General features: G+C 66.4%; 14 protein-coding genes. 4 read left to right on the top strand and 10 right to left on the bottom strand.

The features are described from left to right. The first annotated feature begins 4 nt into the window (after positions 1-4). The 3 genes from D0T21_RS05150 to D0T21_RS05140 are packed head-to-tail and all read left to right on the top strand — an operon-like array spanning position 5 to position 4,205. On the top strand, positions 5-838 hold the full coding sequence (locus D0T21_RS05150; protein ID WP_116988940.1) for a p-hydroxycinnamoyl CoA hydratase/lyase: 834 nt from the start codon (positions 5-7) through the stop codon (positions 836-838). A 35-nt stretch (positions 839-873) separates the two neighbouring features. Then, on the top strand, positions 874-2,328 hold the full coding sequence (locus D0T21_RS05145; protein WP_116988938.1) for an aldehyde dehydrogenase: 1,455 nt from the start codon (positions 874-876) through the stop codon (positions 2,326-2,328). 14 nt (positions 2,329-2,342) lie between these two features. Further along, the gene (locus D0T21_RS05140) at positions 2,343-4,205 is read left to right on the top strand and encodes a feruloyl-CoA synthase (protein WP_116988936.1); all 1,863 of its coding nucleotides are present in this window, start codon (positions 2,343-2,345) and stop codon (positions 4,203-4,205) included. A gap of 20 nt (positions 4,206-4,225) precedes the next feature. On the opposite strand, the gene D0T21_RS05135 is transcribed toward D0T21_RS05140, so the two are convergent. The 6 genes from D0T21_RS05135 to D0T21_RS05110 form a co-directional block, all read right to left on the bottom strand. Continuing rightward, complete coding sequence (locus D0T21_RS05135; RefSeq protein ID WP_116988934.1) at positions 4,226-5,563, bottom strand: MFS transporter; 1,338 nt, start codon at positions 5,561-5,563, stop codon at positions 4,226-4,228. Positions 5,564-5,593: 30 nt separating this feature from the next. Then, the gene (locus D0T21_RS05130) at positions 5,594-6,718 is read right to left on the bottom strand and encodes a porin (RefSeq protein WP_116988932.1); all 1,125 of its coding nucleotides are present in this window, start codon (positions 6,716-6,718) and stop codon (positions 5,594-5,596) included. 77 nt (positions 6,719-6,795) lie between these two features. Further along, positions 6,796-7,251: a type II 3-dehydroquinate dehydratase gene (aroQ, locus tag D0T21_RS05125; protein ID WP_116988930.1), complete on the bottom strand. Its 456-nt coding sequence runs from the start codon at positions 7,249-7,251 to the stop codon at positions 6,796-6,798. 15 nt (positions 7,252-7,266) lie between these two features. Further along, positions 7,267-8,154 carry a sugar phosphate isomerase/epimerase gene (locus tag D0T21_RS05120; RefSeq protein WP_116988928.1) on the bottom strand — a complete coding sequence of 296 codons (888 nt, stop codon included), beginning with the start codon at positions 8,152-8,154 and terminating at the stop codon, positions 7,267-7,269. Next, positions 8,151-8,996 (bottom strand): shikimate dehydrogenase, encoded by an 846-nt coding sequence (locus D0T21_RS05115; protein WP_116988925.1) that lies wholly within the window; start codon positions 8,994-8,996, stop codon positions 8,151-8,153. Before D0T21_RS05115 ends, D0T21_RS05120 begins: the two co-directional genes overlap by 4 nt. Further along, entirely contained in the window at positions 8,989-9,873 is an 885-nt protein-coding gene (locus D0T21_RS05110) for a 4-hydroxyphenylpyruvate dioxygenase (protein ID WP_116988923.1), read from the bottom strand. The genes D0T21_RS05115 and D0T21_RS05110 overlap by 8 nt, the downstream gene beginning before the upstream one ends. A gap of 127 nt (positions 9,874-10,000) precedes the next feature. On the opposite strand from D0T21_RS05110, the gene D0T21_RS05105 reads away from it, so the two are divergent. Further along, a complete protein-coding gene (locus tag D0T21_RS05105) occupies positions 10,001-10,783 on the top strand; it encodes an IclR family transcriptional regulator C-terminal domain-containing protein (protein WP_116988921.1) in 783 nt (260 codons plus the stop codon). Here D0T21_RS05105 and D0T21_RS05100 read toward each other — a convergent pair whose 3' ends face one another. From D0T21_RS05100 to D0T21_RS05085, 4 genes are all read right to left on the bottom strand, one after another. Then, the gene (locus D0T21_RS05100; protein WP_116988919.1) at positions 10,784-11,239 is read right to left on the bottom strand and encodes a cache domain-containing protein; all 456 of its coding nucleotides are present in this window, start codon (positions 11,237-11,239) and stop codon (positions 10,784-10,786) included. 112 nt (positions 11,240-11,351) lie between these two features. Beyond that, positions 11,352-12,641 carry an FAD-binding oxidoreductase gene (locus tag D0T21_RS05095; RefSeq protein ID WP_116988917.1) on the bottom strand — a complete coding sequence of 430 codons (1,290 nt, stop codon included), beginning with the start codon at positions 12,639-12,641 and terminating at the stop codon, positions 11,352-11,354. Beyond that, entirely contained in the window at positions 12,638-13,984 is a 1,347-nt protein-coding gene (locus D0T21_RS05090) for a glutamine synthetase family protein (protein WP_116988915.1), read from the bottom strand. The genes D0T21_RS05095 and D0T21_RS05090 overlap by 4 nt, the downstream gene beginning before the upstream one ends. Before the next feature lie 103 nt (positions 13,985-14,087). Then, on the bottom strand, positions 14,088-14,837 hold the full coding sequence (locus D0T21_RS05085) for a TetR/AcrR family transcriptional regulator (RefSeq protein WP_116988913.1): 750 nt from the start codon (positions 14,835-14,837) through the stop codon (positions 14,088-14,090). Positions 14,838-14,873: the final 36 nt, after the last annotated feature.

The following is a 14,873-nucleotide window of genomic DNA, read 5'->3' as shown; positions in this document are numbered from 1 at the left end:
CGAGATGAGCCAATACAACAACCGCTGGAGCACCGTAAAAGTCGACATCACCGGCGGCATCGCCTGGGTGACCCTGAACCGCCCGGAAAAGCGCAACGCCATGAGCCCGACGCTGAACCGCGAAATGATCGACGTGCTGGAAACCCTGGAGCAGGATGCCGAAGCCGAAGTGCTGGTGCTGACCGGCGCCGGCGACAGCTGGACCGCCGGCATGGACCTGAAGGAGTACTTCCGCGAAAACGACGGCAAGCCGGAGATCTTCCAGGAGAAGCTGCGCCGCGACTGCTCGCAGTGGCAATGGAAGCTGCTGCGCATGTACAGCAAGCCGACCATCGCCATGGTCAACGGCTGGTGCTTCGGCGGCGCCTTCTCGCCGCTGGTCGCCTGCGACCTGGCCATCTCCGCCGACGAAGCCGTGTACGGCCTGTCGGAGATCAACTGGGGCATCCCGCCAGGTAACCTGGTCAGCAAAGCGGTCGCCGACACCATGGGCCACCGTCAGGCGCTACACTACATCATGACCGGCGACACCTTCACCGGCCAGGAAGCAGCCGCCATGGGCCTGGTGAACAAGAGCGTGCCGCTGGCGCAGCTGCGCGAGGCCACCATCGAACTGGCGGAGAAGCTGCTGGCGAAATCGCCGACCGTGCTGCGCATCGCCAAGAACGGCTTCAAGCGCTGCCGCGAACTGACCTGGGAGCAGAATGAGGACTACCTCTACGCCAAAGTCGACCAGTCCAACTACCGCGACCCGGAAAAAGGCCGCGCCCAGGGCCTCAAGCAGTTCCTGGACGATAAGACCATCAAACCAGGCCTGCAAACCTACAAGCGCGCATAAGACGCACACCACGCCAACAACACAGGAGATACGCCATGCTTGAAGCCCGTTTGCTGATCGGAGGCCTGGACCAGGCCTCATCCACCGGCGCCACTTACCAGCGCCTCAACCCGGCCACCGGCGACACCGCCTCGGTGGCTGCCGCCGCCACGCTGGACGATGCCGACGCCGCCGTCGCCGCCGCCCATGCGGCCTTCCCCGGCTGGTCCGCCACCGCGCCGGGCGAGCGTCGCCGCCTGCTGCTCAAGGCGGCCGACTGCCTGCAGGCGCGCGCCCCCGAGTTCATTGCGGCAGGCGTGGCCGAAGCGGGCGGCGTGGCCGGCTGGTACGGCTTCAACGTGATGCTGGCGTCCTCCATGCTGCGCGAAGCGGCATCGCTGACCACCCAGATCGCCGGCGAGGTGATACCCTCCGACGTGCCGGGCCTGATGGCGATGGGTGTGCGCCAGGCTTGCGGCGTGGTGCTGGGCATCGCGCCGTGGAACGCGCCGGTGATCCTGGGCACGCGCGCCATCGCTACGCCTCTGGCTTGCGGTAACACGGTGGTGCTCAAGTCGTCCGAGGTATGCCCCGCCGTGCACCGCCTGATCGGCAAGGTGTTCGAGGACGCCGGCTTCCCTCCCGGCGTGGTCAACGTCATCAGCAACGCGCCGCAGGACGCCGCCGCCGTGGTGGCGCGCCTGATCGCCCATCCGGCCGTCAAGCGCATCAACTTCACCGGCTCGACCAAGGTGGGACGCATCATCGCCCAGCAGGCCGCGCAGCATCTGAAGCCGGTGGTACTGGAATTGGGCGGCAAGAATCCGCTGCTGGTGCTGGACGATGCCGACCTCGATGAAGCGGTGCAGGCGGCTGCCTTCGGCTCCTTCTTCAACCAGGGCCAAATCTGCATGTCCACCGACCGCATCATCGTCGACCACAAGGTGGCCGACGCCTTCGTGGAAAAACTGCGCATCAAGACCGCCGCTCTGCGCGCGGGTAAGCCGGGCCAGGAAGGCGCCGTGTTGGGCGGCATGGTCGATGCCTCCGCAGCCAGCCGCGTGGCCGCCATGATCGCCGACGCGCAGGCCAAGGGCGCGCAGATCGTCTGCGGCAGCGCCGACAGCGACGGCAACCTGCTGCAACCGGCCATCATCGACCACATCACGCCGACCATGACGGTGTACCAGGAAGAGTCGTTCGGCCCGATCGTCGGCATCATCCGCGTCGACGGCGACGAGGCGGCGCTGGCCGAGGCCAACGCCAGCGAATACGGCCTCTCCGCCGCCGTCTTCAGCCGCGACATCTCGCGCGCGCTGGCACTGGCGCACCGCATCGAATCGGGCATCTGCCACATCAACAGCTCCACCGTGGCCGATGAAGCGCAGATGCCGTTCGGCGGCGTCAAGGCCAGCGGCTACGGGCGCTTCGGCGGCAAGGCCGGCATCGCCGAATTCACCGACCTGCGCTGGATCACCATCCAGAGCGGCCATCGCCACTACCCTGTGTGATGAGGGAGCACGCAATGACGCAGCCCACCACCACCGCCGCGACGCTGGACCTGTCGCGCTATCGCCCGGTGCGCGTCGGCGGCGCTCCGGTGCGCATCGATTCCGACGCCCAAGGCGCCTGGCGCCTGGCATCGGAGGAAGCGCTGGGCGCCTACCCCGACCGCATCACCGATTGCCTGGTGCATGGCGCCGAGCGCCATCCCGACCGCACGCTGGCCGCACGGCGCGGCGGCGACGGCGCCTGGCGACACCTCAGCTACCGGCAGATGCTGGAGCAGGCGCGCGCTGTCGGCCAGGCCTTGCTGGACCGGGGCCTGTCGGCAGAACGTCCGCTGATGATCTTGTCCGGTAACGATCTGCAGCACCTGCAACTGGCGCTGGGCGCGCTGTACGCCGGCATACCCTATTGCCCGGTCTCGCCGGCCGCTTCCGGCTCCGCCACCGACCACGCCAAGCTGACCCACTTCGTGCGCCATCTGACGCCCGGCATGATCTACGCCAGCGACGGCGGCGCCTGTGCGGCGGCGCTGGCGGCGGCGGTGCCGGACGACGTGGAGATCGTGGTCGACCACGGCGATGCAGGCCGGGCCAGCACGCCGTTGGCGCAATTGCTGGCGACCGTGCCGCGCACGGTGGACGCGGCCAACGCCGCCATCGGCCCGCACACCATCGCCAAATTCCTGTTCACGTCGGGATCGACCAAGCTGCCCAAGGCGGTGGTCACCACCCAGCGCATGTTGTGCGCCAACCAGCAGATGCTGCTGCAAAGCTTTCCGGCCTTTGGCGACAAGCCGCCGGTGCTGCTGGACTGGCTGCCCTGGAGCCACACCTTCGGCGGCAGCCATAACGTCGGCATCGCGCTGTACAACGGCGGCAGCTACTACATCGACGACGGCAAGCCGACCGCGCGCGACTTCGCCGTCACGGTGCGCAACCTGAAGGAGATCGCGCCGACGGTGTTCTTCAATGTGCCCAAGGGCTGGGAACTGCTGACTGCCGCACTGGACGACGACCCGGAACTGTGCCGCCACTTCTTCTCGCAGATGGAGCTGTTCTTCTTCGCCGGCGCCGGCCTGTCGCAGGCCGCGTGGGATGCGCTGGAACGTGTCAGCGAAAACCGCTGCGGCCAGCGGATCCGCATCATGGCCGGCCTGGGCATGACGGAGACGGCGCCCTCCTGCACCTTCACCACCGGCCCGGTGATGATGGCCGGCTATGTGGGCCTGCCTGCGCCCGCGTGCGAGGTCAAGCTGGTGCAGGTGGAAGGCAAGTACGAGGCGCGCTTCCGCGGCCCGCACGTCATGCCGGGCTACTGGCGCGCGCCGCAAGCCACCGCCGACGCCTTCGATGAGGAAGGCTACTACCGCAGCGGCGACGCGGTGCGCTTCGTCGATCCGGCGCGGCCGGAACTGGGCTTGATGTTCGACGGCCGCATCGCCGAGGACTTCAAGCTTAGCAGCGGCACCTTCGTCAGCGTCGGGCCATTGCGGGCGCGTGTCATCAGCGCCGGTGCGCCCTACATCCAGGATGTGGTGGTGGCCGGCATCGATCGCGACAGCATAGGCTTGCTGGTGTTCCCGCGTCTGGATCAGTGTCAGTTGTTGTCCGGACTGGGCGCCGACGCCGAAGCAGCCGCCATCCTGTCCAGCGCTCCGGTGCGCGGCCACTTTCAACAACTGCTGGCGCAACTGAACGCCGTGGCAACCGGCTCGGCGTCCCGCGTCGAACGCTTGCTACTGCTGGAGGAAGCGCCGTCGGTAACGGCCGGCGAGCAGACCGACAAGGGATCGATCAACCAGCGCCTGGTGCTGGAACGGCGCGCGGCGCTGGTCGAGACATTGTATGCAGGAGCCAGCGCCGCAATACTGAGCGCCTGAGCGCAGGCGCCACCTACCGGTTAAACGCGCACGATCTTGCCCAGTTCGTGCATCGGCAACCGGTAGGTCTCGCGGGCAGTCGCCACGGAGATCGCCGAGACCAGGCTGGTGACCGTCACGAAGGCCGCCACCGGTATCCAGCCCCCTGCCCCCGGCTGCAAAATCGCAGCGCTGATGGTCGGCGCAAAGCCGCCCAGCGCGAAGCCGATCTGGGTGCCGATCGCCATGCCGGACAGGCGCACGCGGGTGCTGAACATCTCTCCATACAACGAAGGCCAGACGCCGTTGGCAGCGCTGTACACCACGCCCGACAACAGCAGGCCGAAGGTGAACACCAGCGGCAGGTTGACAGTGCTGATGCTCCACATATAAGGCCAGATCAACGCCGCCGATCCCAGCGCGCCGAAGATGAACACCGGCTTGCGGCCGACGCGGTCCGACAGCGCGGCGAACAGCGGAATCGCGCCCAGCGCCACCACGTTGGCCAGCACCAGCACCGTCAGCATGGTGGTACGCGGGATGTGCATGGTGTTGACGGCGTAGGACAGCGTGAACACGCTGAAGATCGTGCTCACCACCGACACCAGCGCGGCGAAGATCACCCGCAACAGATTGGCCTTGTGGTCTCGGAACAGCAGCGCCACCGGCATGCGGCTTGGCTGGTGGCCGGACTCCTCGGCGAAGGCCGGCGTCTCAGGCAAGGTGCGGCGCACCCACATGCCCACCGCCACCACGATCGCGCTCAGGAAGAAGGGAATGCGCCAGCCCCACGACAGCAGCTGCTCCTCCGGCAGCGCCGACAGCGGCAAGAACACCAGCGTCGCCAGGATCAGCCCCGCCTGCGTGCCGCTCAGCGTGAAGCTGGTGAAGAACGCTCGCCGGTGCGCCGGCGCATGCTCCAGCGTCATGGAATTGGCGCCGGCCTGCTCGCCGGCGGCCGATATCCCCTGCAGCATGCGCAGCGCCACCAGCATGATGGGCGCGGCAATGCCAACCTGGCCGTAGGTCGGCAGCAGGCCGACCAGGAAGGTGGAAATCCCCATCAGCAGCAAGGTGAAGGTCAGCACCCGCTTGCGGCCGTAGCGGTCGCCCACGTGCCCCAGCAGCACCGCGCCTATCGGCCGCGTGACGTAGCCGACGCCGAACGTGGCGAAGGCCGCCACGGTGGCTGCCGCCGGGTCGAAGGCGGGGAAGAAGATTTTGCCGAACACCAGCGCCGCCGCCGTGCCGTAGATGAAGAAGTCGTAGTACTCGACCGCGCTGCCGATCCAGCTGGCAAAGGCCGCCTTGCGCGGCGAGCGGGCCGGCGCCGGTGCTGCCGTCTTGTCAATCTTGTCTCTCGTTGCTGCTGCTGTCATGTCGTCCTCCAGTTAGCTATTGTAGTTGGGTTAAAACTTGTGCAGGATGCCGGCCTGCAGGCCGGTCAAATGTTTGCCGTTGATGTCGGCGCCTGCCAGGTTGGCCGAGGGTCCAGCCGAACCGCTGAAGCGGAAGCCTGCGTTGGCCTGGTTCTGCATCACGCTGGCGAAGCCGTACAGCGTGGTGCGTTTGGATAGCTCGTAGTAGGCGCCCGCGTTGGCTCCGCGCGCACCGGCCTCGCCGCCGGAGGTGTCCCTGATGACGCCATACAGCGCGCCCACCCGCAGCTGGCTGCTGACGCGATAGTCGGCCGACACCTGGTAGAAGTTGTAGTAGCGGGCCGCGTTGCGGTCGGTGCCGGCGAAGAAGTTGTTCGGGTTGCTGACGTTGTTGAGTATCACCCCGGCGTTCAAGCCGTTGGCGCTGGAGGTGGAGTTGTTGCTGCGCGCCGCCGCCAGGTAGATGGTGCCGCCGCCGTATTGATAGTCGGCGTAGACGTTGTGATACACCACCTTGTCCCGCACGGTGGCAGTGACGGTGTTCGGGCTGGCTTGCAGCCCAGCGTAGCCGACGCGATAAGGGCCGTTGCGATAGTCGAGCGCTAATTGGTAAATCGGGCTGTTGCCGCGCGTGGCGCCGCCATTCTCCGGCAGCGCGTAATGCAGCACCAGCTGTGCTCCGGCCAGTCGCGGCGAGCGATAGGACAAATCGTTGTCGTAGCGCGAAGGGATGCCGAAGGTGTTAAACAGCGAGCCAAACGTGGTGCGCTCGGTATAGTCGATGGCGCCGCCGATCAGGAAGATCTCCGTGTTCTGACGGCCGATGCGGTATTCGCCGCTCGGCGCTTCGATGCCGACCCAGGCCTGGCGGTCGAACAGGCGGGTGGTATCGGCGCCGGTGCCGGTATCGGCGTTGATGCCCTGCTCCAGCGTGAACTTCACTTTGTAGCCGCCGCCGATGTCCTCCGTGCCGCGAAAGCCCAGCCGGCTGCGCAGCACGGCGCCGTCGTTCAGGCCCGTGATATGGGCGCCGCTGCTGCTGCGGATATAGCCCACGTATTCGTCGAAATTGCCGTAGATGGCGACGTTGGACTGCGCCTGGGCGGCAGCCTGCCATGCCGCCATGCAGGCCAGCGCGATTGCTTTCTTCTTCATTATGTCTCCGTTTTATTCACATCGTATGGTTGCTGCGGATTCCCTCGGTACTGCTGCGAAGCGAGGGGCTTCTTTTTTTAAACCTGCGCCAGTGCGGCGATCGCCAGCGCGTAGCCCTGCACGCCGAAGCCGGCCATCACACCGTGCGCCACCGGCGACAACCACGAGTGATGGCGGAACGGCTCGCGCGCATGGACGTTGGAGATGTGCAGTTCGATCACCCGCACCGCCGCGCCCTTGATGGCGTCGTGCAGCGCCGCCGAGGTGTGCGTGTAGGCGCCGGCGTTGAACACTACGCCGGCCAGCGTGCCCTGTGCCTGCGCGGCGCCGGCGGCATGGATGGCGTCGATCAGCACACCCTCATGATTGGATTGGCGAAAATCGAGCGTGTAGCCGTGCCGTTCGCAGGCGGCGGCGCACAGGCGTTCGACGTCGGCCAGCGTGGCGGCGCCATACACTGCAGGCTCGCGCTGGCCGAGCAAATTCAGATTGGGACCGTTCAATACCATCACGGTCTGGCTTGCGTGCTGCATGGTCGGGTCTCCGTTTCAGGCCATCGTCGGGTGGGATGCGGTCGGATGCCGCACTTCGAGACTGCGCCGCAGCACCTGGTCCGTGACCCACTTGGCCGCGCGATGGGCGCGCTGGCCGACTATCTCCGGCGCCAGTTGCAGGTAGTCGTCGTTGAACACTTCGAAGCTGTAGTCGCCGCGGTAGCCGCCTCGGTCCAGCCGGCGCAGCAGGTCGGTCAGTTCGTCCGAGTGCGCGCCCTCGCCCGGAAACACGCGCAGATGGCGCGCCGTCTCCAGCCGCTCCTCGGCGCTGCGGATGTCCCGCCACATGAAGTCGGACAGCTGCACCATCGCGATCTTGTGGCTGGGGATATCCTCCAGCCCGTCCAGGCTGGCCCTGTTGGCCAGCATGTGGAAGGAATCGATCACCACGCCCAGGTTAGCGTGGTCGGCCAGCTCCACCGCCTCCCACGATTGCTCGTACTGGTTGATGTGACGCCCCCAGGACAGCGCCTCGTAGCCCACCCGCACGCCCAGCGGCACCGCCAGCGTGGCCAGCTTGGCCAAGTGGCGCGCGATCAGCCGCATGTCGCCGCTGGCGTGGCTGGAGGTGCTGGAGCAGACCATCAGCAGCGGCGCGCCGACCGCCTGGCACACCCGCAGCATCTGCCGGGCGATATCGAGCTTGTACTCGTGCAGCGCGCCGTCCAGGCCCTCGTAGTCGCGCATCACCTGGATGCCGGTCACGCGCACGCCACTGGCGCGCACCAGCCGCACCGCTTCATCGAGGCCGCCGGGGTGGCCGGCCAGGTCGCGCGCCCACAGCATGATCTGGCTGAAGCCGGCCGCGCGCGAGGCGCGCAGCTTCGCTTCCAGCGGGCCGGCCAGGGTGATGCTGTCCATGCCGAAGTTGGAGAGATTCACAAGGCCTCCAGGGTGCGGAAGGCGTCCGACGACACGCCCGGCCAGCCGAACAGCTCCAGGTACAGGGGCGCCTGCTCGATCAGCATCTCCTTGCCCTTCTGGATGCGGCAGCCCAGTTCCTGCGCCTGGCGCAGCAGGCGGCTCATCTCGATCTTCATGCCGCAATCGGCAACGATGCAGTGCGGCGACACGCCGCGCAGGTCGATCGGCAACGCATCGTCGGGGTGCATGCCGAGCGGAGTCGAATTGACCACCAGGTCGAAGCCGGCGGCAAGCGGCGGCGCGATCTCGATCCGCGTGCCGGGGAACGCCAGCCGCAGGCGCTGCTGCAAGGCCTGCGCCTGGTCGGCCCGGGTATCGTAGATGGCCACCTCGCCGATGCCGCGTTCGGCCAGCGCATAGGCCACCGCGCAACCGACGCCGCCGCTGCCCACCACCAGCGCGCGCGAGGCCGGCCAGTCCAGCGGCGCGGCGCCGCAGGTGCGGTCGAAGGCGCGGATGAAGCCTTCGCCGTCGATCAGGTCACCCAGTATCCGGCCCTGCCCGTCCTTGTAGATGGCGTTGCAGGCGCCGGCCAGCCGCGCGCGCGGGGTGGGCACATCCACCGCGTCCACGCTCATCGGCTTGTGCGGAATCGAGACGAAGATGCCGCCCACGTTGGGGAAGGACATCAGCAGCCGCACGGCGGCGGTGTAGGATTCGGGCGGCACCTTCAGTGGCACCACGCGCGCGTCGATGCCGTGGCGTTGGAAGTAGGCATTGAACAGCGCCGGCGCCTTGACCTGTTCGACCGGCCAGCCGATCACGGGGAAAATGCGGGTAGTGCCGGAAATCTCAATCATGGTTTTTCTCCAGGTGGCTGACGACCAGCTCGAAGCTGACGCCACCCTTGTACAGTTGTGTCAATGCGCCGCGTTCGTTGGACTGCGCCGGTGCGCGGTCGATGAATACGATGCCCCTTTGCTGCAGCGCGCGCACCGCCGCCAGCACGTCGGGCGCGCCGAAGCCGACCCGTATCAGCTGCTCGCCCCACTGCAGGCCGGCCGCGCCTTCGGGCGGTTCGACCAGTTGCAGGTAGAAGCTGTGGCACGGGCTTTCCAGCAGCGTCCCTTTCGGCACCACGCCGAAGTAGCGGCCTTCGGGCAGCACCCGGAAGTCCATCAGCTGCTGGTAGAAGTCGATCCACTCCGGCGCCCGGCCGGCGTCGATGGCCTGCACCACGCCGAAGAAATGCATGCCCGCCAGCGCTGGCGGGTTCACCGGGGCGTTGGGTATCGGCTTGAAGTCGACGTCGTAGATCGAGAAGTCGCGGAAGCGGTCGACGAAATACAGGATCGAATCGCCGGCGCCGTGCACGCCGGGGATGTTCAGTTCCATCACGCCGGCGCGGGTCTGGATCGCCCAGGCGCCCATGTCGATCGCGTGGCGGTAGGCGGCGTCGGCGTCGCGCACCCGCAGCGCGATGGCGCTGATCACGGTCGATTGCGGATCGGTGCCCGATTGCGGCAAGGCGCGCGGATCGGCGTTGACGATCACGTTCATGCCGCCCTGACGGTACAGCGTCACCTCGCGCGAGCGGTGGCGGGCGGTGGCCACGAAGCCGAACTGCTCCAGCAGCGCGCCGAACGCCAGCGGTTGCGCGCTCGCATATTCGACGAACTCGATGCCGTCTATGCCCAGCGGATTGTGCGGTTCCGGGTTGTGTTCCTGTGCCGTCATGGTGTTCCTCGCTTGGTTGAATGAGGCCAGTGTAGAAAAGCAGGACGGCAAAAAACAGTCCGTAAAATGGCCAATATTGCGCTGATCGCGCAAAGTGCGCGATAATCGCGCAAAACAAGGGGCGACAATGAAGAAGAGCGCGTTGCAGGATGTGGTGGTCGACAAGCGCGACCAGATCGAGGGCCTGATCAAGGGGCTGGAGGTGATACGCGCCTTCGACCACGAATCGGTGCGGCTGACGCCAACGGAGCTGGGGGAAAAAGTGGGGCTGAGCCGCACGGCCGCGCGGCGCTATCTGCTGACGCTGGTGCATGTCGGCATGGCGGCCACCGACGGCCGCACCTTCTGGCTGCGCCCAAGCGTGCTCAGTATCGGCCATGCGTATGTGGATTCGGCGCGCTTGCCGCGCGCGGTGGTGCCCTATCTGCAAAGGCTGACCAACCAGTTGCAGGAATCGACCAATTATTCGGTGCTCGACGGCGACGACGTGGTCTATGTCAGCCGCGTCAACGCACCGCGCATCCTGCTGGCGGGCTTCGATCCCGGCATGCGGCTGCCGGCCTACACCTCGACCGCGGGCCGGGTGCTGTTGTCCTCACTTAGCGACGACGCCTTGCGCGCCTATCTGGACCGCATCACGCCGATCGCCTACACCCACCTGACGGTGACCGACAAGGGCCAACTGTTCGGCGAGATCGTCGCCATACGGGAAGACGGTTTCGGCTCGACCGAAAACCAGTATGAAATGGGGCTGCGCGGCATCTCGGTGCCGGTCAAGAATCGCGTCGGCGACATGGTGGGCGCACTGTCGACCTCGATGCCGGCCAGTCACGGCAGCCGCAAGGAGGCGATCGCCCGCTGCGTGCCGGCCATGCTGGCGGTCGCCAACACGCTGATGCTGTGGGTCTGACTACTTGCCTTTGTAGATACCGGCTTCCAGGATGATGTCGCCCTGCTTGACGAAGTAGGTCGACTTCTTCTCGATCTCGCCGGTGGCCGGATTGTTGTAGCGGTAATCCACCCAGCCCTTGCCTTTGGCCTTGGCCGTATCGATGATCTCCTTGCGGAACAACTTACCATCGGCATCAGGCAGCACCACCATGTTCTTGCCGACCAGCTTGGGGTTGGTCGGGTGGGCCAGCTGGGTGCCGTCCATCGCCCGCACGGTCAGGTAGGTGCTGTCGTTGATGAACTCGGGATTCTTGTTGTTGACTTCCTTGATCAGGGCGTCCTTGCCATTCTTCTGCAAATAGCTGGCGCCCTTGTCCACCATCGCCACAGCGGCGGCGGACGCGTCGGCGGCCAGCGCCGGCAAGGAGGTCAGCGCAGTGGCGGCCAGCAACGCGGATAGGATAGTATTTTTCATTGTGTCTCCGAAAGTAGTAAATCGCCGCTGCATTGGCGGCAAGGCACTATATCAGTTCTACGCCTTAGGCCGATCACTCCCCGGCTACGTGATTTCCCCTATTGGCGATGGCCTAACGCAGCCGCTCCAGCATTACAAAATACCACATTCCCAGAGCCAACATGTGCCGCCCCAGCCAGTCGCCGACCGGCGCCCGTACGTGGCTGAAGCGCTGGAATACGTCGAACTGGTCCATCGTCCCGGCGATGGCCTTGGCCATCACCTCACCCACAATATGCGAGGTGGCCAGGCCGTGCCCCGAGTAGCCCTGAGCGTACCAGACATTGTGCGCCAACTTCCCCAACTGCGGAATCCGGTTGATCACGATGCCCATGTCGCAGCTCCATTGGTAGTCGATCTGCACGCCGCGCAGCTGCGGGAAGGTGCGTTCTATGCACGGCCGTAGTTCGGCCGCGATGTCGCGCGAGGCCTTGCCCGAGTAGTTGGCGCCACCGCCAAACAGCAGCCGGCCGTCGGCCGTGGTGCGATAGTAGTCCAGCACGAAGCGGCTGTCGTACACCGCCACGTCCTGCGGATTGATCTGCCGCGCCAGCTCCCCCAGCGGTGCGGTGGCGACGATGCCGCCGGCCGCCGGAAAAATCATCCCACTCAGCTTGCGCCGCTCCAGCTTGTGGCTCACATCGCCGGCCAGCAGGATCTGGTCGGCGACGATGCGCCCGCCCTCCAGCCGCAGCGCCGGAGTGGCGCCGTGGATAATCTCCAGCACCGGCGACTGTTCGAAGATCAAACCGCCCAGGCTGGCCAGCGCGCGCGCCTCGCCCAGGCACAGGTTGAGCGGATGCAGGTGCAGATTGCGCTGGTTGTAGATGCCGCCGTGGTACAAGGGCGTGGCGAGGAAGCGGCCCATGTCGCGCGCCTCGACCAGTTCCACCATGTCGCCCATGTCGCGCCGGACCAGCTCTTCGTAAGCCACGCACATGGCATGCATGTCGCCCGGCTTGTAGGCGGCATGCAGGTGGCCGTATTTGAGGTCGCATTCAATGCCGTACCTGGCGATGCGCTGGCGGATGATGTCCTGCCCGCGCCAGCGCAGATTCCAGATGAATTCCTCGGCCACCTCGGTCCCGGCCTGGCGCGTCAACTGCCGCAGGATGGCGCCGTCGCCCGACAGGCTGCCCGTGACCTGCCCGCCGTTGCGGCCGGACTGGCCCCAGCCGATGCGGTGGGCCTCGACCAGCGCCACCCGCTTGCCCTGCTCCGCCAGCTCCAGCGCCGTGGCCAGGCCGGTGAAGCCGCCGCCGATGACGGCGACATCGACCCGCAGCTCACCCTCCAGCTTGGGATAGCGCGTCGTGCTGTTGACGGTGGCGTTGTAGTACGAATGGATGCGTTCGGTGCTCATACCAGCTCCAGGTAGCGTTGCAGCTCCCAGTCCGTGACGCTCTGGTTGAACTGGGCCACTTCCCACTGCCGGGTCTGGACGAAATGGCGGACGAATTCCTCACCCATCAGTTCGCACGCCAGCGGAGAACGTTCCATCGCGGCGGTGGCCTCGGCCAGCGTGCGCGGCAGGCGTTCGACCTGCTCGGCGCCACGGTTGGCGCCGGCCACCGGCGGCGATTCCAGCGCCAGCTTGTGCTCGATGCCGTACAGGCCGGAAGCCAGCGCGGCGGCGATCGCCAGGTAGGGATTGGCGTCCGCGCCCGCCGTGCGGGTTTCCAGCCGCATGCTGTGGCTGCCGCCGGGGATCACGCGCAACGCCGCGTTGCGGTTATCGACCGCCCAGGTCGGCTTGACCGGCGCCAGGTGATGGTCCACCAGGCGCTTGTAGCTGTTGATGAACGGCGCCAGCATCGGCAGCAGATGCGGCAGGCAATGCAACTGGCCGGCGATGAAATGGCGCATGGTGTCGCTCATGCCGTGCTCGCCGCGCTCGTCGTGGAAGCAGTTGCGGCCGTCCCGCCACAGGCTCTGGTGCAGGTGCTGGCCGCAGCCGGCATAGTCGGTCGAGTATTTGGCCATGAAGGTGTTCAGCAGGCCGTGGCGGCGGCCGATCTCGCGCACCGACTCCTTGAACAACACCGCGCGGTCGGCCGTCTTGAGCGCGTCGCCGTAGCGGATCGCCGCTTCGAAATTGCCGGGGCCGGCCTCGGTGTGCAGGGCTTCCAGCGGCACGTCGATGGCGTTCAGGCTGGTGAACAGTTCGCGCACGAAGGCTTGCCGCGCGCCGAGGCGGAACGGCGAGTAGTTGGTCATGCCATGGGTAGCGGTCTGCAGATCGCGGTAACCCTTGGCGCGCACCGACACTTCGGTCTCGTCCAGCACAAACCATTCGAACTCGGCGCCGACCTGGGCGGAGTAGCCGAGCGCGTCGGCCTTGGCCAGCACCCGCTTCAGCACCTGGCGCGGGCAGATCGGCAACGGCGTGCCGTCGGCGCGGGTGTGCTCGCCGAGGATCAGCCAGCAGTTGTCGTCCCACGGCAGCTGGCGCGCGGTGGCTGGGTCCAGCACCAGGCCGATGTCGGGAAAGCCGGTGTGGAAGCCGGTGAAGCTGACCTGCTCGTACAACTGGTCCTGGATATCCCAGCCGAACACGGCGCTGGCGATGGTGCCGCCGCCGTCCAGCATGCTGGCGATCTTCTCGCCGGACAGGTGCTTGCCACGGCTGACGCCGTCGATATCGGTGACGAGGAAGCGGGCATAGGGCTGGCCTGCCAGCGAGTCTTTGGAAAAAGTCTGGTTCATGTGGTGCTCACGATGCGGTTGGTCCTGCGGACGCGCAGGCGCACGCCACCGGCGCGAACGCCGGTGGACGGATGGGACGGGAGTTGGAGCCGGGAGAACCGGCTTAGGTGACGTCGGGCGGCGCTTCAGGACGCGGCTTGGCCAGGCGCCCCTGTTCGTTCAACAGCATCATGTGGCTGGCCAGCGCGTGATGGCAGATCAGGCGGTGGCTCTCGAACAGCTCGGCATGTGCCGGATCGCGCATGATCGATTCGATCAACAGATGGTGGTCCAGGATGGTCATGGTGCGCGCCATGACGCCGCAGTGGTCCTTGTTGACATACGGCACCAGGAACTGGATGGCGTCGGTCAGCAAGGCTTTCACCTGCAGGTCGATCTCATGTTCCAGCGCCTTCAGCGCCGGCACCGACGACAGCAGCGTGATCAGTTCACTCACTCCCGGCACCTGCTGGTACAAGGGCTTGACGGCCGCATAGACCATGCCAAGGTAACGGATCAGATCGGTGCAGCCGGTCTTGGATGGATGGATAGCGGCCACCGCGTCCTTGACCTGTTCCAGCCACTGGCTGGCCAGCGCGTGCACCACCGCCTCCTTGTTGGGGAAGTATTCGTACAGGCCGCCCACCGACAGGCCCGCCGCCTCGGCGATGCGCTTCGTGGTGAGCTTGCCGAGGCCGCCGCGCGCGATTTCCTGCCCGGCCGCCTTGAGGATGACCTCGATCGTCTTGATGCCGCGCTCCTGCTGCGGAACGCGCCGCTTGGCAGCCGGCTTGGCGGCCGGCTTGGCGGCCGGCTTCACGGCGGCCTTGGCGCTGGCCGGCGCTACCTGGGCGAGGGATTCTTTTTTTTGCATACGTTTCAATGACTATTCGAAGAGCGGCGCAGAGCG

Source organism: Duganella sp. BJB476 (assembly GCF_003416895.1).
Taxonomy (GTDB): Bacteria; Pseudomonadota; Gammaproteobacteria; order Burkholderiales; family Burkholderiaceae_D; genus Rugamonas.
This window is presented reverse-complemented; position numbering and strand designations above follow the sequence as displayed.

Excerpts from the sequence above, each read along its gene's own strand:
- D0T21_RS05150 (WP_116988940.1), top strand. The coding sequence starts at position 5 with ATGAGCCAATACAACAACCGCTGGAGCACCGTAAAAGTCGACATCACC.
- D0T21_RS05145 (WP_116988938.1), top strand. The coding sequence starts at position 874 with ATGCTTGAAGCCCGTTTGCTGATCGGAGGCCTGGACCAGGCCTCATCC.
- D0T21_RS05140 (WP_116988936.1), top strand. The coding sequence starts at position 2,343 with ATGACGCAGCCCACCACCACCGCCGCGACGCTGGACCTGTCGCGCTAT.
- D0T21_RS05135 (WP_116988934.1), bottom strand. The coding sequence starts at position 5,563 with ATGACAGCAGCAGCAACGAGAGACAAGATTGACAAGACGGCAGCACCG.
- D0T21_RS05130 (WP_116988932.1), bottom strand. The coding sequence starts at position 6,718 with ATGAAGAAGAAAGCAATCGCGCTGGCCTGCATGGCGGCATGGCAGGCT.
- aroQ (WP_116988930.1), bottom strand. The coding sequence starts at position 7,251 with ATGCAGCACGCAAGCCAGACCGTGATGGTATTGAACGGTCCCAATCTG.
- D0T21_RS05115 (WP_116988925.1), bottom strand. The coding sequence starts at position 8,996 with ATGATTGAGATTTCCGGCACTACCCGCATTTTCCCCGTGATCGGCTGG.
- D0T21_RS05110 (WP_116988923.1), bottom strand. The coding sequence starts at position 9,873 with ATGACGGCACAGGAACACAACCCGGAACCGCACAATCCGCTGGGCATA.
- D0T21_RS05105 (WP_116988921.1), top strand. The coding sequence starts at position 10,001 with ATGAAGAAGAGCGCGTTGCAGGATGTGGTGGTCGACAAGCGCGACCAG.
- D0T21_RS05100 (WP_116988919.1), bottom strand. The coding sequence starts at position 11,239 with ATGAAAAATACTATCCTATCCGCGTTGCTGGCCGCCACTGCGCTGACC.
- D0T21_RS05095 (WP_116988917.1), bottom strand. The coding sequence starts at position 12,641 with ATGAGCACCGAACGCATCCATTCGTACTACAACGCCACCGTCAACAGC.
- D0T21_RS05090 (WP_116988915.1), bottom strand. The coding sequence starts at position 13,984 with ATGAACCAGACTTTTTCCAAAGACTCGCTGGCAGGCCAGCCCTATGCC.
- D0T21_RS05085 (WP_116988913.1), bottom strand. The coding sequence starts at position 14,837 with ATGCAAAAAAAAGAATCCCTCGCCCAGGTAGCGCCGGCCAGCGCCAAG.